General features: G+C 74.2%; 12 protein-coding genes. All 12 read right to left on the bottom strand.

Translation table 11 applies throughout. The features are described 5' to 3' along the window. Nucleotides 1-35: 35 nt before the first annotated feature. The 12 genes from ACFW6B_RS15480 to ACFW6B_RS15425 all read right to left on the bottom strand — a co-directional run bounded on the left by ACFW6B_RS15480 (nt 36) and on the right by ACFW6B_RS15425 (nt 13,750). The gene (locus ACFW6B_RS15480; protein ID WP_386596044.1) at nt 36-1,502 is read right to left on the bottom strand and encodes an alkaline phosphatase family protein; all 1,467 of its coding nucleotides are present in this window, start codon (nt 1,500-1,502) and stop codon (nt 36-38) included. Beyond that, nucleotides 1,499-2,680: a metabolite traffic protein EboE gene (gene eboE, locus ACFW6B_RS15475; RefSeq protein ID WP_386596042.1), complete on the bottom strand. Its 1,182-nt coding sequence runs from the start codon at nt 2,678-2,680 to the stop codon at nt 1,499-1,501. Before eboE ends, ACFW6B_RS15480 begins: the two co-directional genes overlap by 4 nt. A 12-nt stretch (nt 2,681-2,692) precedes the next feature. Next, nucleotides 2,693-3,541: a TatD family hydrolase gene (locus ACFW6B_RS15470; protein WP_386596040.1), complete on the bottom strand. Its 849-nt coding sequence runs from the start codon at nt 3,539-3,541 to the stop codon at nt 2,693-2,695. Between the two features lie 14 nt (nt 3,542-3,555). Then, nucleotides 3,556-4,218 carry an EboA domain-containing protein gene (locus ACFW6B_RS15465; RefSeq protein ID WP_386596038.1) on the bottom strand — a complete coding sequence of 221 codons (663 nt, stop codon included), beginning with the start codon at nt 4,216-4,218 and terminating at the stop codon, nt 3,556-3,558. Next, on the bottom strand, nt 4,215-5,102 hold the full coding sequence (locus ACFW6B_RS15460) for a sugar phosphate isomerase/epimerase family protein (RefSeq protein ID WP_386596036.1): 888 nt from the start codon (nt 5,100-5,102) through the stop codon (nt 4,215-4,217). Before ACFW6B_RS15460 ends, ACFW6B_RS15465 begins: the two co-directional genes overlap by 4 nt. Further along, complete coding sequence (locus tag ACFW6B_RS15455; RefSeq protein WP_386596034.1) at nt 5,099-6,337, bottom strand: SCO3242 family prenyltransferase; 1,239 nt, start codon at nt 6,335-6,337, stop codon at nt 5,099-5,101. Before ACFW6B_RS15455 ends, ACFW6B_RS15460 begins: the two co-directional genes overlap by 4 nt. Further along, entirely contained in the window at nt 6,334-7,482 is a 1,149-nt protein-coding gene (locus tag ACFW6B_RS15450) for an inositol-3-phosphate synthase (protein WP_386596031.1), read from the bottom strand. The genes ACFW6B_RS15455 and ACFW6B_RS15450 overlap by 4 nt, the downstream gene beginning before the upstream one ends. A 141-nt stretch (nt 7,483-7,623) precedes the next feature. Then, nucleotides 7,624-8,625: a sugar phosphate isomerase/epimerase family protein gene (locus tag ACFW6B_RS15445; RefSeq protein WP_386596029.1), complete on the bottom strand. Its 1,002-nt coding sequence runs from the start codon at nt 8,623-8,625 to the stop codon at nt 7,624-7,626. Between the two features lie 12 nt (nt 8,626-8,637). Then, complete coding sequence (locus ACFW6B_RS15440; RefSeq protein WP_386596027.1) at nt 8,638-9,876, bottom strand: Gfo/Idh/MocA family protein; 1,239 nt, start codon at nt 9,874-9,876, stop codon at nt 8,638-8,640. 135 nt (nt 9,877-10,011) lie between these two features. After that, a complete protein-coding gene (locus ACFW6B_RS15435) occupies nt 10,012-11,055 on the bottom strand; it encodes a substrate-binding domain-containing protein (protein ID WP_386596025.1) in 1,044 nt (347 codons plus the stop codon). A 143-nt stretch (nt 11,056-11,198) separates the two neighbouring features. After that, the gene (locus tag ACFW6B_RS15430; protein WP_386596022.1) at nt 11,199-12,230 is read right to left on the bottom strand and encodes an ABC transporter permease; all 1,032 of its coding nucleotides are present in this window, start codon (nt 12,228-12,230) and stop codon (nt 11,199-11,201) included. Next, nucleotides 12,227-13,750 carry a sugar ABC transporter ATP-binding protein gene (locus tag ACFW6B_RS15425; RefSeq protein ID WP_386596019.1) on the bottom strand — a complete coding sequence of 508 codons (1,524 nt, stop codon included), beginning with the start codon at nt 13,748-13,750 and terminating at the stop codon, nt 12,227-12,229. Before ACFW6B_RS15425 ends, ACFW6B_RS15430 begins: the two co-directional genes overlap by 4 nt. Nucleotides 13,751-13,949: the final 199 nt, after the last annotated feature.

The following is a 13,949-nucleotide window of genomic DNA, read 5'->3' as shown; positions in this document are numbered from 1 at the left end:
GTGCCCGGCGGGCCGCACGTGCAGCGGCGAGACGATCACCGGCGGGGCGTCCCGGCGACCGCCGAGGGGCCTTGGCCGTCCGTGGCCGTTCCGGCGCCGGCCAGACGCAGCAGCAGCGACTTCACCTCGGTGGCGGCGACCCGGCCGCTCACGGCACCGGGGTCGGAGCACACGATGAGCGGTCCTTCGTCCTCGTCTGCGGGAAGGAGGCCGTGACTGCCGCGCAGGGGCGAGGGGTCGAGGGGGACGATGGCGAGCCGGTAGCGCATGCCGAGCTTCTTGCGGGCGATCTCCCTGGCCGCCCTGATCCTCACGTACGGGTCGGCCGGGTCCATGAGGAGTTCGGCGGGGTCGTAGCCGGGTTTGCGGTGGATCTCGACGAGCCGGGCGAAGTCGGGGGCGCGGGCGTCGTCGAGCCAGTAGTAGTACGTGAACCAGGCGTCGGGCTCGGCGAGGGCGACCAGTTCTCCCGAGCGCGGATGGTCGAGGCCGTGCTCCTTCTTGCCGTCGTCGTCGAGGAGCCGGGCGAGGCCGGGGAGGTCCGTGAGCGTCTCCCGGACGGCCGGGAGGTCCGCGGGGCGCCGGACGTAGACGTGGGCGATCTGGTGGTCGGCCACGGCGAAGGCCCGGGACGCCATGGGGTCCAGGTACTCCATGCCGTCCTGGGTGTGGACCTCCAGCAGGCCCGCTCGGCGCAGGGCGCGGTTGATGTCGACGGGCCGGTCGACACGGGTGATGCCGTACTCGGACAGGACCACGACGGTGCGCCCTTCGCCTCGCGCGTCGTCGAGGAGCGGGCCGAGGACGGTGTCGAGTTCGGCGGCGGCCCGGTGGGACCGGGGGTCCTCGGGGCCGTGGCGCTGGAGGTCGTAGTCGAGGTGCGGGAGGTAGCAGAGGGTCAGGTCGGGGTCGCGGGTGCGCATGACGTGCCGGGTGGCCTCGGCGATCCACCGGCTGGAGACGAGGTCGGCGCCCGGGCCCCAGAAGTGGAAGAGGGGGAAGGTGCCGAACTCCTCGGTGAGCTCGTCGTGGAGGGCGGGCGGCCGGGTGTAGCAGTCGGGTTCCTTGCGGCCGTCGGCGTAGTAGACGGGCCGGGGGGTGACGGTGTAGTCGGTGTCGGCGCCCATGGCGTACCACCAGCAGATGTTGGCGACGGTGTAGCCGGGGTGGACGCGGCGGGCGGCGTCCCAGAGGCGGTCGCCGGAGACGAGGCCGTTGTGCTGGCGCCACAGCAGGACGTCGCCGAGGTCCCGGAAGTACCAGCCGTTGCCGACGATGCCGTGTTCCGACGGGAGGGTGCCGGTCAGGAAGGTGGTCTGGGCGGTGCAGGTGACGGCGGGCAGGACGGTGGCCAGGGGTGCCCGGGAACCCGTGGCGGCGAGTGCCCTCAGGTTCGGCATGTGGTCGAGGAGCCGGGGGGTGAGGCCGACGACGTCCAGGACCAGGAGCGGGGTGGGGCGCCGGGTGGCGGGCACGGCGGAGGTGCCGGGCGTGTCGGTCACGGCAGTTCCTTGAGGCCGAGGTCGGTCAGGAGGTCGCGTGCCAGGGAGAGTTCGGCGGCGATGCCGTCGGCGAGCCGGGCACGGGTGAGGGGCCGCAGCTCGGGCGGGAGCGCCTGCCAGGTGTAGGTCTCGACCTCCAGGTGGCGCGTACGAGGGGTGGGGCCGCCCACGAGCAGGGCCAGCGCCTCTTCGAGCACCGGGAGCGTGGAGGTCAGCGGCGGCGCGGGCCGCGCGTGCAGGGGGACGTGGAAGTGGGAGCGCCAGGGGCCGGTGCGGGGCAGGGCCGTTCCCGTGAGGGCTTCGCCGAGGTCGTCGGTGCCGCGAAGTCCGTCGGGGGTGAGGGTGCGGGTCTGGTGGAGGAAGCGGGGCTCGGCGAAGGCGGCCAGCGCCTCGCGCACGGCGGGCAGGTGCGGGTGCTCGGCGTGCAGGGCGGCGGACAGCTGGGCCTTGGGGACGGTGACGCCCGCCGTGTCCAGGGCGGGCAGGGCGCCGGCCGGGTCCTCGAAGGACGTGGCGAGGTGGCAGGTGTCGACGCAGACGCCCACGCGGTGCGGTGCGCCGAGGGCGGTGAGGGGGCCGGTGGCGTCGGCGGTGGTCTCGACGACGCAGCCGGGCTCGGGTTCGAGGGCCACCCGGATCGATCTGCCCGTCAGGTCCTCCAGGGCGTCGAGGCGTTCGACGAGGGTGGTGAGGGCGGTGAGCGCGTCCCGCACGGCCGCGTTCCCGGACGGGCCTGACCCCCGGCGCCACGCGAGCGGCAGGGTGGAGACCGTTCCCTCCGTGACGTCCTCGGGCAGGAGCGCGGCGAGGAGACGGGCGAGATCGGTGGTGTACGCGAGGCGCTCGGGCTCGGTCCAGTCCGGCCGGTACACCCGGTACTTGACCTCGTCGTGGCCGAAGCCCTCGTAGGGGAAGCCGTTGAGGGTGACGACCTCGAGCCCGCGGCGTTCCAGCTCGGCCCGCAGGCCGCGCAGCGCCGCCGGGTCCTCGACCAGGGTGCGGGACGCCGCCCTCGCCAGCCACAGGCCGATGCCGAGCCGGTCGCGTCCCAGGCGCCGGCGGACGGGCTCGCAGTGGTCGCGGAGCTGGGCGAGGACGCCGTCGAGGGTCTCGGCGGGGTGGACGTTGGTGCAGTAGGACAGGTGGACGAGGGACCCGTCGGGGTGGCGGAAGCGCATCGGGGGCTCCTCTCATTCCCCGCCGCGGAGGACTGAGTTGCCCTCGTGCAGCCCTTGTGGCGGCGTGACGTCGAGCCGGAGGCGGCCACTGAGCCCGTAGAAGGCGACGGGGTTGCGCCACAGGACCTGGTCGACGTCGTCCTCGTCGAAGCCGGCGGCGAGCATCGCCTCGCCGACCCGGCGGGTCTTCAGCGGGTCGCTCCTCCCCCAGTCCGCGGCCGAGTTGACCAGCACCTTCTCCGTCCCGTAGGTCCTCAGCACCGCGACCGTCCGCTCCTCGTCCATCTTGGTGTCCGGGTAGACGGAGAAGCCGAGCCAGCAGCCGCTCTCCCTGGCCTCCGCGACCGTCGTCTCGTTGAGGTGGTCGAGGAGGACGTGGTCGGGGCGCAGGGCGGACTCACGGACGACGTCGATCGTGCGGCGCAGCCCGGTGAGCTTGTCCCGGTGCGGGGTGTGGACGAGCGCCGGCAGGGCGTGGTCGGCGGCGAGCTGGAGCTGCGCGGCCAGGGCGGTGTCCTCGGCGGGTGTCTGGGAGTCGTAGCCGATCTCGCCGACGGCCACGACGGAGTCCTTGACGAGGTAGCGGGGCAGGACGTCGAGGACGGGGACGCAGCGGGGGTCGTTGGCCTCCTTGGGGTTGAGCGCGATGGCGCAGTGGTGGGCGATGCCGTACTGGGCGGCCCGGTGGGGCTCCCAGCCGAGGAGGGCGTCGAAGTAGTCGAGGAAGGCGGCCGGGGAGGTACGCGGCTGGCCGAGCCAGAAGGACGGTTCGACGAGGGCGCGGACACCGGCGGCGTACATGGCCTCGTAGTCGTCGGTGGTGCGGGAGGTCATGTGGATGTGGGGGTCGAAGATGCGCATCGGGACTCCTCGGGCTACGGACGTGCCTGGGCCGTCAGGGCGAGCACACGGTGCAGGTCGTGGGGGACGTCGCGGCCGGCGGCGGTGCGTTCGGCGGCGTGGTCGGCGAGCATGCGGGCGAGCGTGGCGTCACCGTGGGCGCGGTGCCCGAGGCCCGCGACCACGTCGACGGGGACCTGGGTGAAGAGGCACTTGAGGACGGCGTGCCGCCAGGAGTGCTGGTCGAGGTGGGCGGCCGCGTAGGGGCCTAGGGCCGCGGCGACGAGGCTGGTGTCGTTGGTGCGCAGCGCGTCGGCGACGAGGGGCAGACCCTGGGGGCCGTCGACGAGGTGCGGCAGGGCGTGGAGCACGGCGCGTCGTTCGGCGGCGCTTCCCTGGTGGTAGAGGCGGTCGAGGGTCTCCGGGCCGGGTCGGGCCTCGGTGAGGAGGAGGACGCGGACGGCGTCGGCGTGCTCGTGACCGCAGTGACGGCCGGCGGCGGCGAAGCGCAGCTCCCAGGCGGTGGCCGGGGGCGTACGGCCGGCCGGGGCGGCCTCGGCCAGCGCGTCGTCCAGCCACGCGCGGGCGGCGCCGGTGAGCCGCGTGCCGAGGACGGTGCGCAGGACGGCGAGGGCTTCGGGTGCGGCGGGGACGGGCGTGGGGGCACCGGACGTGGCGGGTGCGGGGGTGGCGGTCACGGGGGCGGGGCTCCTTCCGGGGCCAGGGCGCGGAGGAACGCGAGGGAGGTGCGGGCGAGTCCGGGGCCCGCGTGGGAGTGGCGGGGCAGTTCGACGACGGTGAGCCCCTGGTAGCCGGTGGAGGCGAGGGCGTCGAGGACCGGAGAGAAGTCGATCTCGCCGTCGCCGAACGGCAGGTGTTCGTGGACGCCGCGCCGCATGTCCTCGATCTGGACGTGGCGCAGCCAGGGTGCGGCGGCCCGTACGCAGGCGGCTGGTGACACCGGTTCCAGGCACTGGCAGTGGCCTATGTCGAGGGTGAGGCCGAGGGAGGCGGGGTCTCCCATGGCGGCGCGCAGACGGTGGAAGTCGTCGAGCGTGGCGAGGAGGTGGCCCGGCTCGGGTTCGATCGCGAGGGGGACGTCTGCGGCCTCGGCGGCCTCGGCGACCGGCAGGAGCTCTTCCGCGAGGCGTTTCCAGGCGGTGTCCGGATCGGTGCCGGGCGGGGCGGTGCCGCTGAAGCAGTGCACGGCGTGGGCGCCGAGGTCCGCGGCGGTGCGCACGGCGGTGAGGAGCAGCCGGCGGCGGGCGGCACGGTCGGCCGGATCGGGGTCGAGGAGGGAGGGGCCGTGCTTGCGGCGGGGGTCGAGGACGTACCGGGCGCCGGTCTCGACGGTGACGGTGAGTCCGAGTTCGCCGATCCGGTGTGCCACGCGTGCGGTGCGGGCGGCCAGGTGGGGGGCGAGGGGGTCGAGGTGCATGTGGTCGAGGGTGAGGCCGACGCCGTCGTAGCCGAGGTCGGCGAGGAGCGCGAGGGCGTCGTCGAGCCGGAGGTCGGTCAGTCCGTTGGTTCCGTAGCCGTAGCGCAGGGGTGCCGGGCCAAAGGTCGGACGGGACTCGCTCATGTGGGGCTGACCTTTCGCGCGAGCCGGCGGGCCAGGGGGGCGAGGCCGAGGAGGGCGAGCCCTCCGGCGGGTGCCCCGGAGCGGGCCATGAGCGCGGCCTGCAGGGGGATCATCGCCCGGACACCACCGCCGACGGCCTGCCGGGTGAGGAGCGGGGACGGGTTCAGGGCGGCGTGGAGGAGGGGGCGGGCGGCGGTGCGGAAGTAGACGGTGGCGAGGAGGAGGGTGACCCGTTCCGCCGTGGCGCCGCCGGGGACGCGGTGCGGCGCGGACGGTGGTTCTCCCCGGGTGCCGGGCCGGTGCGGGGCCGGGCCGGGCGCGGCGGTGAGGACGGTGAGGGCGGCCGTCGTGGCGAGCCCCGCCAGGGGGGCGGTCGTGGAGCCGCCGTGGACCTCGTGCCGGGACACCGTGGTGACGGCGTAGGTGTGCGCCGCGAGTGCCGCCGCCGCGGGTAAGGCGGGTACGGCGCCACGCGGCCCGGCCGGCCGGCGGAAGCCCCCCGTCGCGGCCGCGGTCACGGCGCCGCGCGGTCCGGACGCCCGGCGCGGTCCGGACGCCCGGCGCGCACCGCCCGCCGTCGTCCCTTTGGCGGTGACGCCGTCCGGCCGTGCCGTACCCGGCGTGCCGCCCCTGTTCGCGGACGCCGTCGCCGTGGCGCCGAGGAGGAGGTCCAGGCCCCGGGCCGTGGCCATGGCCGCCGGGCCGGCCGCGGTGTGCTTGAGGCGCAGGTCGTACGCCCAGACCGTCGCGGCCAGGGCCGTGGCGACCGTCAGGGCGGGGCGTCCGGCGCGGGCCGCGAGGGCGAGGCCGGTGGCCGTGAGGAGTCCGGCGGCGCCCAGGGCCGCTCCCGGACGGACGCGGCCGGAGGGGAGGGGGCGGTGGGGGCGTTCGACGGCGTCCTCGTGCCGGTCCGCCCAGTCGTTGAGCGCCATGCCCGCCTCGTAGAGGCACAGCGAGGAGCCGATGGCCCAGGCGGTGCCCCTGCCGGGCCGCAGTCCCGCGGCCGCGGCCCCGGCGAGGGCGTCACCGGGGACGCTGGGCAGCGCCGAGACGCGCAGGAGTTCGCTCCACGCCCTCGCCGTGTTCCGCACGGCGGTGCTCCTGCGGGCGGGGGCGGCGGCGTGCGGGAGAGCGGTCCGGGCCGTCCCGGCGCTCTTCGCCTGCGCGGGTGTCGGCGCCGGTGAGGTGTCCGTGGTGCGGGCGGGCACGGGTCGGGGTGGCAGGGGGCGGATCATCCGGCTTCCCGGAGGCGGTCGGCGAAGGAGAGGAGGGCGTCGAACTGCCGGGCGAGTCCGGCGGGGCCGCCGTCGGGGTCCTTGAAGTAGAAGCCGAGTTCGGGGCGGGGGCCGGTGAGGCCCGCCTCGTGGGCGCGGGCGACGAGCCGCGCCAGGTCCAGGACCAGGGGGGCGGCGAGGGCCGAGTCGCATCCCTGCCAGATCGTCTGGAGGATCATGCGGGACCCGAGGAAGCCGTCGAAGGCGACGTGGTCCCAGGCGGTCTTCCACTCCCCCAGCGCGGGGACGTCGTCGATGTGGACCTCGCCCTGGACACCGGCGCCGAGCGTGTCGGTGAGGACGCGTTCCTTCCCGGCGTTCTTGGCCGCGGCCGCGGCCGGGTCGGCCAGGGCCGCCCCGTCCCCGCCGCCCAGCAGGTTGGTGCCGGACCAGGCCCGGACGGTCAGGGCCCGCTGGACGAACATCGGGGCGAGGACGGACCGCAGGAGCGTCTGGCCCGTCTTGCCGTCGCGGCCCGCGTGGGGAAGGCCGCTCGCCTCGGCGGCCTCGGTGAGCATCGGGCTGTGCAGTCCCGTCGAGGGCGTGAAGTTGACGTAGGGGCAGCCGGCGCGCAGCGCGGCGGCGGCGTACAGGGAGCTGGGCGGCAGGCGGGTGGCGTCCGGTGCCGGGAGCGGCTCGGTGGAGGAGAGGTTGACGACGACGACACGGGCCAGTTCCCGGCGCGAGCGGAAGGCGGTGAGGTCGTCGGCGAAGCGGGTGATCAGTTCCTCGTCGGTGCGGGTGTCCCCGGCCAGCGGTCCGCCCGGTCGTATCTCCCGGTCGGCCGCGGCCAGTTCGGTGTGGACGGCCCGGGCGAGGCCGCCGGGCAGCACGCCGGCCCCGGTGAGGTCCTCGGCGCGTTTCGGCAGGGGGCAGTCGGCCGTGTCGTGGCCGCCGAAGACGAGCGAGGCCGGCCGGGGCAGACCGGTCCCCGCGAAGGCCGGCGTCTCGGTGAGCATGCCGGTGGGCGGGTACAGGCCCGTGGTGACGGCCGCACATCCGGCGACGGCGGTGGTCGCCACCGATCCGCGTGCCCCCACGAACCAGACCCCGGTGCGTGCCCGCCCGTCGTGGACCGGTCTCCCCGTCGCGTTTGCGTGGTGCACTGGCCGCCTCCCTGCCGTGTCGGTGTCCTTGCAGGTCTCACAGGGCTCGCAGATCTTGCAGGTCTCACAGGTGGAGAAGACGGCGGGCGGGGGGTACGACGCCTCCTCGCCCGCCGCCGGTTCATGGGCGGCGCTCGCGGCTCACGGTCCGGAGAACGCGGCGTCGAAGGAGGCGCTCGGCGGATCGAAGTCGAACCGCTTGAGGTGGGCGAGCGCCTCGGGGGCGCCCTGGAGCCGGTCCATGCCGGCGTCCTCCCACTCCACCGAGACCGGGCCGTCGTAGCCGATCGAGCGGAGCATCCGGAAGACGTCCTCCCAGGGGACGTCGCCGTGGCCGGCGGAGACGAAGTCCCAGCCGCGCCGGGGATCGCCCCAGGGCAGGTGGGAGCCGAGGCGCCCGTTGCGCCCGTCGAGCCGTTTGCGGGCCTCCTTGCAGTCCACGTGGTAGATCCGGTCGCGGAAGTCGTAGAGGAAGCCGACCGGGTCGAGGTCCTGCCACACGAAGTGGGAGGGGTCGAAGTTGAGGCCGAAGGCCGGCCGGTTCCCTATGGCGTCGAGGGCCCGTTTCGTCGTCCAGTAGTCGTAGGCGATCTCGCTGGGGTGCACCTCGTGGGCGAAGCGCACTCCCTCGGCGTCGAAGACGTCGAGGACCGGGTTCCAGCGCTCGGCGAAGTCCTCGTAGCCGCGCTCGACCATGTGCTCGGGGACCGGCGGGAACATCGCCACCAGGTGCCAGATGGAGGAGCCGGTGAAGCCGACGACGGTGTCGACGCCGAGCGCCGCCGCGGCCCGCGCGGTGTCCGCGAGCTCGCGGGCGGCCCGTCGCCGCACCCCTTCGGCGTCGCCGTCGCCCCAGATCCGGGCGGGCACGATCGCCCGGTGGCGCTCGTCGATCGGGTCGTCGCAGACGGCCTGCCCCACCAGGTGGTTGGAGACCGCCCAGCACCTCAGTCCGTACGTGTCGAGCAGTTCCCGTCTGCCCTTGACGTACGCCGGGTCGGCGAGGGCCTTGTCCACCTCGAAGTGGTCTCCCCAGCAGGCGAGTTCGAGGCCGTCGTAGCCGAAGTCGCGGGCGAGCCGGCAGACCTCCTCCAGGGGCAGGTCGGCCCACTGGCCGGTGAACAGCGTGAACGGGCGTGGCATCGGCTCTCCTCCTCAGACCTGTGCCTCGGCACGCTCGGCCCGCGGTGTCGGGGCGGGCGCGGGAACGGGGGTGTAGACGGCGTTCTTCGCCGCGCTCTCCTCCACGGCGGCCAGTACGCGCTGGACCTGGAGTCCGTCCGCGAACGACGGCACGGGGTCCGTCCCCTCGGCGACGGCCGTCACCAGGTCGCGCGCCTGGTGGACGAAGGTGTGTTCGTAGCCGAGTCCGTGACCGGGCGGCCACCAGGCCTCCAGGTAGGGGTGGTCCGCCTCGGTGACCAGGATCCGGCGGAATCCTGCGGTGGCCGCCGGTTCCCGGTGGTCGTGGAGGAGGAGTTCGTTGAGCCGCTCCAGGTCGAAGGCGAGGGAGCCCCGCTCGCCGTTGGCCTCCAGGCGCAGCGCGTTCTTGCGGCCCGGTGCCATCCGGCTCGCCTCGAACGTCGCGAGCGCGCCGGAGGCGAGCCGGCCGGTGAAGACGGCCGCGTCGTCGACGGTGACGGGGCCGCGCCCCGGGCCGCCGGAGGCGTGCAGTCCGGCCGACACCCCCGCGAGGAGGGGGCGTTCCCTGACGAACGTCTCCAGCTGTGCCGAGACCCCGACCAGCGGCTCCCCCGCCAGGAACTGTGCGAGGTCCACGATGTGCGCTCCGAGGTCCCCGAGCGCGCCGGAGCCCGCGTGCTGCCGCTGCAGGCGCCAGGTCAGCGGGAAGTCGGGGTCGACGAGCCAGTCCTGGAGGTAGGTGAGGCGAAGGTGCCGCAGGGTGCCGAGCCAGCCGTCCGCGACGAGCCGGCGGGCGTGCGCGAGGGCCGGCACCCGGCGGTAGTTGAAGCCGACCATGGCCACCTGGCCGCGTTCCCTGGCCCGGTCGGCGGCGACCGCCATGGCCTCGGCCTCGGCCACCGAGTTGGCGAGCGGCTTCTCGCACAGCACGTGCTTGCCCGCGTCGAGCGCGGCGATCGCGATCTCCGCGTGCCGGTCGCCCGGCGTGCAGATGTCGACGAGCTGGACGTCGTCGCGGGCGATCAGCGCGCGCCAGTCGGTCTCCGTGGCGGCCCAGCCGTGTCTGTCGGCCGCCGCGCGCACGGCCTCGGGGTCCCGGCCCGCCACGGCGGCGAGCACCGGGCGCAGCGGCAGGTCGAAGACGCGGCCGGCGGTGCGCCAGCCCTGGGAGTGGGCGGCGCCCATGAACGCGTACCCGACCATCCCGATGCCGAGCGTCGGCGGGACCCTTTCGCTGTCCCTCTGTTCCATTGGTCTCCTCTCGCAGCCACCGGCCGTGGCCGGTGGGGACGTCGGTTCCGCGGCGCGCGGAGAGCCGGGGCTCCGCCGGGCGGGGCGGGCGGCCGTCGGGCCGGCGCGTACCCGCCCGGGCGGCGCTCGCGCCGGTCAGCTGAAGCCGGTGGGCAGGTATTCGTCGACGTTTTCCTTGGTGACGACGGCGGAGTAGAGGGTGATCGAGGCGGGGATCTCCAGTTCGGCCATGCCGCCGATGCCCTTCTTCTGGCCGAGGGCGCGGGCGAGGTCGATCGCGGAGGCGGCCATGGTGGGCGGGTAGAGGACCGTGGCCTTCAGGACGCCGTCGTCGGCCTTGATGGCGTCCATGGCGGACTTGGCTCCGGCGCCGCCGACCATGAGGAAGCCCTTGCGGCCGGCCTGGGCGATGGCGCGCAGCGCGCCGACGCCCTGGTCGTCGTCGTGGTTCCACAGGGCGTCGAACTTCGACTGGGCCTGGAGGAGCTGGGCCATCTTGGCCTGGCCGGACTCGACGGTGAAGTCGGCGGCCTGGCGGGCGACCTTGCGGATGTTGGGGTAGTTCTTGAGGGCGTCGTCGAAGCCCTGGGTGCGCTGCCGGGTGAGTTCCAGGCTGTCCATGCCGGCGAGTTCGACGACGGTGGCGTTCTTCTTGTCCTTGAGCTTCTCGCCGATGTAACGGCCGGCGTTGAGGCCCATGCCGTAGTTGTCGCCGCCGATCCAGCAGCGGTACGCCTGCGGGGAGGCGAAGATCCGGTCGAGGTTGACGACGGGGATGCCGGCCTTCATGGCCTGGAGGCCGACCTGGGTGAGTGCCTTGCCGTCGGCGGGCAGGACGACCAGGACGTCGACCCTCTTGTTGATGAGGGTCTGGACCTGGCCGATCTGGGCGGCGGTGTCGTTGGAGCCCTCGGTGATCTCGAGGGTGACGTCGGAGTACTTCTCGGCGCGCCGCTTGGCGTTCTCGTTGATGGCGTTGAGCCAGCCGTGGTCGGCCTGCGGGCCGGCGAAGCCGATGGTGACGGGGGCGCCGGGCTTGTCGGCGGCGGGGGCCTCGTTCGTGGCGGACGTCCGGTCCTTGGGTTCGTTGCTGGTGCAGGCGGTGAGCAGGGCGCCGGTGGAGACGGCGGCGCCGCCGAGGAGGAGGTGTCTGCGGCTGTGGACGCGGGATTCTGGCATGGCGGGTCTACCTCTTCGACTGGGCTTTCCGGGTGCGGGAGTTCCGGAACCGGGTGGTGGGGTCGAGACCGTGCGGCGCCGAGCGAGGCGGTGACGGCGGCGCCGCACGGGGCTGTGGGTGCGGTGTGCGGGGACGGGTGCGGTCAGTCGCCGCGCAGGGCGCGGTGCTGGACGAGGACGGCGGCAACGATGATCGCGCCCTTGGCGATCTGCTGGACGGCGCTCTCCAGGTTGTTCAGGGCGAAGATGTTGGTGATCGTCGTGAAGACGAGGACGCCGAGGACGGAACCGGTGACCGTGCCGCGGCCGCCGCTGAGGAGGGTGCCGCCGATGATGGCGGCGGCGATGGCGTCGAGTTCGTAGAGGTTGCCGTTGGTGTTCTGGCCGGAGCCGGCCAGCACGATCAGCAGGAAGGCCGCGATGCCGCAGCACAGTCCGGAGAGCAGGTAGAGGTAGAGGCGCTGGCGGCGTACGTCGATGCCGGCGAGCCGGGTGGCCTCCGCGTTGCCGCCCACGGCCACCGTCCGGCGGCCGAAGGTGGTGCGGTTGAACAGGAGCCAGCCCACGAGGGTGACGGCGGCGAAGACGAGGACGAGCGGCGGGACGCCGAGGACGTAGGCGTCCTTGACGCCGAGGTCGAGCACGGACTCGACGGTCACGATCTGGGTCCTGCCGTCGGTGATCTGGAGGGCGAGACCGCGGGCGGAGGCGAACATGGCGAGGGTGGCGATGAAGGGGACCATCCCGCCGTACGCGATGAGCAGCCCGTTCACCAGGCCGCAGCCCAGTCCCACGGCCACGGCGGTGAAGAGGATGCCGGCGAATCCGTACTCCTGGGTCGCCACCGTGGTGGCCCAGACGGACGCCAGTGCCACGATGGCCCCGACCGACAGGTCGATGCCGCCGCTGGTGATGACGAAGGTCATGCCGACGGTGACGACGCCGATGACGGATGCCTGGGTCAGGACGAGTTGCAGATTGCTGACGGACAGGAACTCGTCGGGCCTGGTGGCGCCCCCGACCGCCACGAGGACGGCCAGGACGCCGAGCAGGGACAGGGTGCGCACGTCCGGGCGGAGACCCGGCGGCCGGTGCGCCGCGCTCTTCCCGGCCGGCGCGGGAGCGAGGGGTGTGGCCGGCGTGCCGTGCCCCGCCGGAGTGGTCGACTGAGTCATGCCGTCGGGCTTCCTTCCATCACGAGGTCGAGTACGCGGTGCTCGTCGAGCTCCCGGGCGTCGGCGGTGTGGACGACGTTCCCCTCGCGCAGCACCAGCACGCGGTCGGCGAGCCCCAGGACCTCGGGCACCTCGCTGGACACGAGGAGGACGGCGAGGCCCTCGTCGGCCAGCCGCCGGACGACGCCGTACAGCTCGGCGCGGGCGCCGACGTCGACGCCCCGGGTCGGCTCGTCGAGGAGCAGGACCTTGCAGCCGCGCAGGAGCCAGCGGGCGAGGACCGCCTTCTGCTGGTTGCCGCCGGACAGGGTCCGGATCCGTGCGTCGGGGTCGTCGGGCCGCAGGGACAGTTCGCGGGTCGTCCGCCGGGCGGCGTCGCGTTCCCGCTGCCGGTCGAGCCAGCCGCCGCGGGAGAAGCGGGAGAGGGTGGAGACGGTGACGTTGCGGGTGACGGACTCCATCGGCAGCAGGGCCTGCGCCTTGCGTTCCTCGGGGGCCAGGCCGACGCCGGCGCGGACGGCCGCGCGGACGCTGCCCGGCCGTAGGGGGACCCCGTCGACGAGGACGCGTCCGCCGGTCGGCCTGCGCGCGCCGTAGACCGTCTCCAGGATCTCGGAGCGTCCCGATCCGACGAGTCCGGCGAGGCCGACGATCTCGCCGGGGCGCAGTTCCAGGTCGAGGGGGGCGAACTCCCCTTTCCTGGTGAGCCCTTCGACGCGCAGTACGGGTTCGGCCGTGGCGGGGGCGTCCCGCGGGAGCCGTTCCGGGAAGACGTACTCGACGCTGCGCCCGGTCATCAGCGTGACGACCTCGTCGGTCGAGGTGGACTTCGCGGGCAGTCCGGCCGCGACGGTCCGGCCGTCCTTGAGGACGGTGACCCGGTCGCCGATCCGGCGGATCTCCTCCAGGCGGTGGGAGATGTAGACGACGGCGACCCCTTCGGCGGTCAGGTCACCGACGGTCCGGAAGAGGTTGTCGACCTCGTCCGGGTCGAGGGCGGCGGACGGCTCGTCCATGACGATGAGGCGCACGTCGTGGGAGAGCGCGCGGGCCATGGAGACGATCTGCCGCTGGGCGGCGGAGAGTTCACCGGCCCGGCGCGCGGGGTCGATCTCGCCGTGGCCGAGGCGTTTCAGCAGCTGGGCGGCGGCGGTGCGGGCGGCTCGTGCCCGGACGACGAAGCCCGCGGTGGTGGGCTCGTGGCCGAGGAAGACGTTCTCGGCCACGGACAGCCCCTCGACCAGGTCGAGTTCCTGGTAGATGGTGGCGATGCCGAGGCGCATGGCCGCGATCGGGGAGCCCGGCGTCACGTCCCGTCCGCACCAGGTGATCCTGCCCCCGTCCGGCTGGTGGGCACCGGCGAGGACCTTGATCAGGGTGGACTTGCCGGCGCCGTTCTGGCCGAGGACGCAGTGGACTTCCCCGGCCCGGACCTCCAGGTCGACGCCGTCGAGGGCGCGGACTCCGGGAAACGACTTGGTGATGCCGGACATGGTGAGCAGGGGCGGTTCTGGTGCCATGGGGATTCCTCGGCTGTTGCGGGCCGTGAACGGGCAGGGCGGACGCGAGAGCGGGGGCGTGACGGGGTGTTCCGACGGCGGTGCGGCCGTCGGGGCGGAGGAGCACGCACGTCGGAGGGCGATCCCGCCGTGTGCGGTGAGGTGCGGTGCCGCGGCTTCGCGCGGGTGGTGCGGCTACGGGGTGCGGGCGTACGAGGGG

The sequence above is a fragment of the Streptomyces sp. NPDC058751 genome (genome assembly GCF_042746485.1).
Classification (GTDB): domain Bacteria; phylum Actinomycetota; class Actinomycetes; order Streptomycetales; family Streptomycetaceae; genus Streptomyces.
The sequence above is the reverse complement of the archived record's forward strand: the minus strand, read 5'-3'. Positions and strand labels throughout refer to the sequence as shown.

Bases quoted from the DNA above. Each gene is read 5' to 3' on its own strand.
- ACFW6B_RS15445 (WP_386596029.1), bottom strand. From the start codon at position 8,625: ATGCCACGCCCGTTCACGCTGTTCACCGGCCAGTGGGCCGACCTGCCC.
- ACFW6B_RS15455 (WP_386596034.1), bottom strand. From the start codon at position 6,337: ATGATCCGCCCCCTGCCACCCCGACCCGTGCCCGCCCGCACCACGGAC.
- ACFW6B_RS15430 (WP_386596022.1), bottom strand. From the start codon at position 12,230: ATGACTCAGTCGACCACTCCGGCGGGGCACGGCACGCCGGCCACACCC.
- ACFW6B_RS15425 (WP_386596019.1), bottom strand. From the start codon at position 13,750: ATGGCACCAGAACCGCCCCTGCTCACCATGTCCGGCATCACCAAGTCG.
- ACFW6B_RS15435 (WP_386596025.1), bottom strand. From the start codon at position 11,055: ATGCCAGAATCCCGCGTCCACAGCCGCAGACACCTCCTCCTCGGCGGC.
- eboE (WP_386596042.1), bottom strand. From the start codon at position 2,680: ATGCGCTTCCGCCACCCCGACGGGTCCCTCGTCCACCTGTCCTACTGC.
- ACFW6B_RS15440 (WP_386596027.1), bottom strand. From the start codon at position 9,876: ATGGAACAGAGGGACAGCGAAAGGGTCCCGCCGACGCTCGGCATCGGG.
- ACFW6B_RS15470 (WP_386596040.1), bottom strand. From the start codon at position 3,541: ATGCGCATCTTCGACCCCCACATCCACATGACCTCCCGCACCACCGAC.
- ACFW6B_RS15460 (WP_386596036.1), bottom strand. From the start codon at position 5,102: ATGAGCGAGTCCCGTCCGACCTTTGGCCCGGCACCCCTGCGCTACGGC.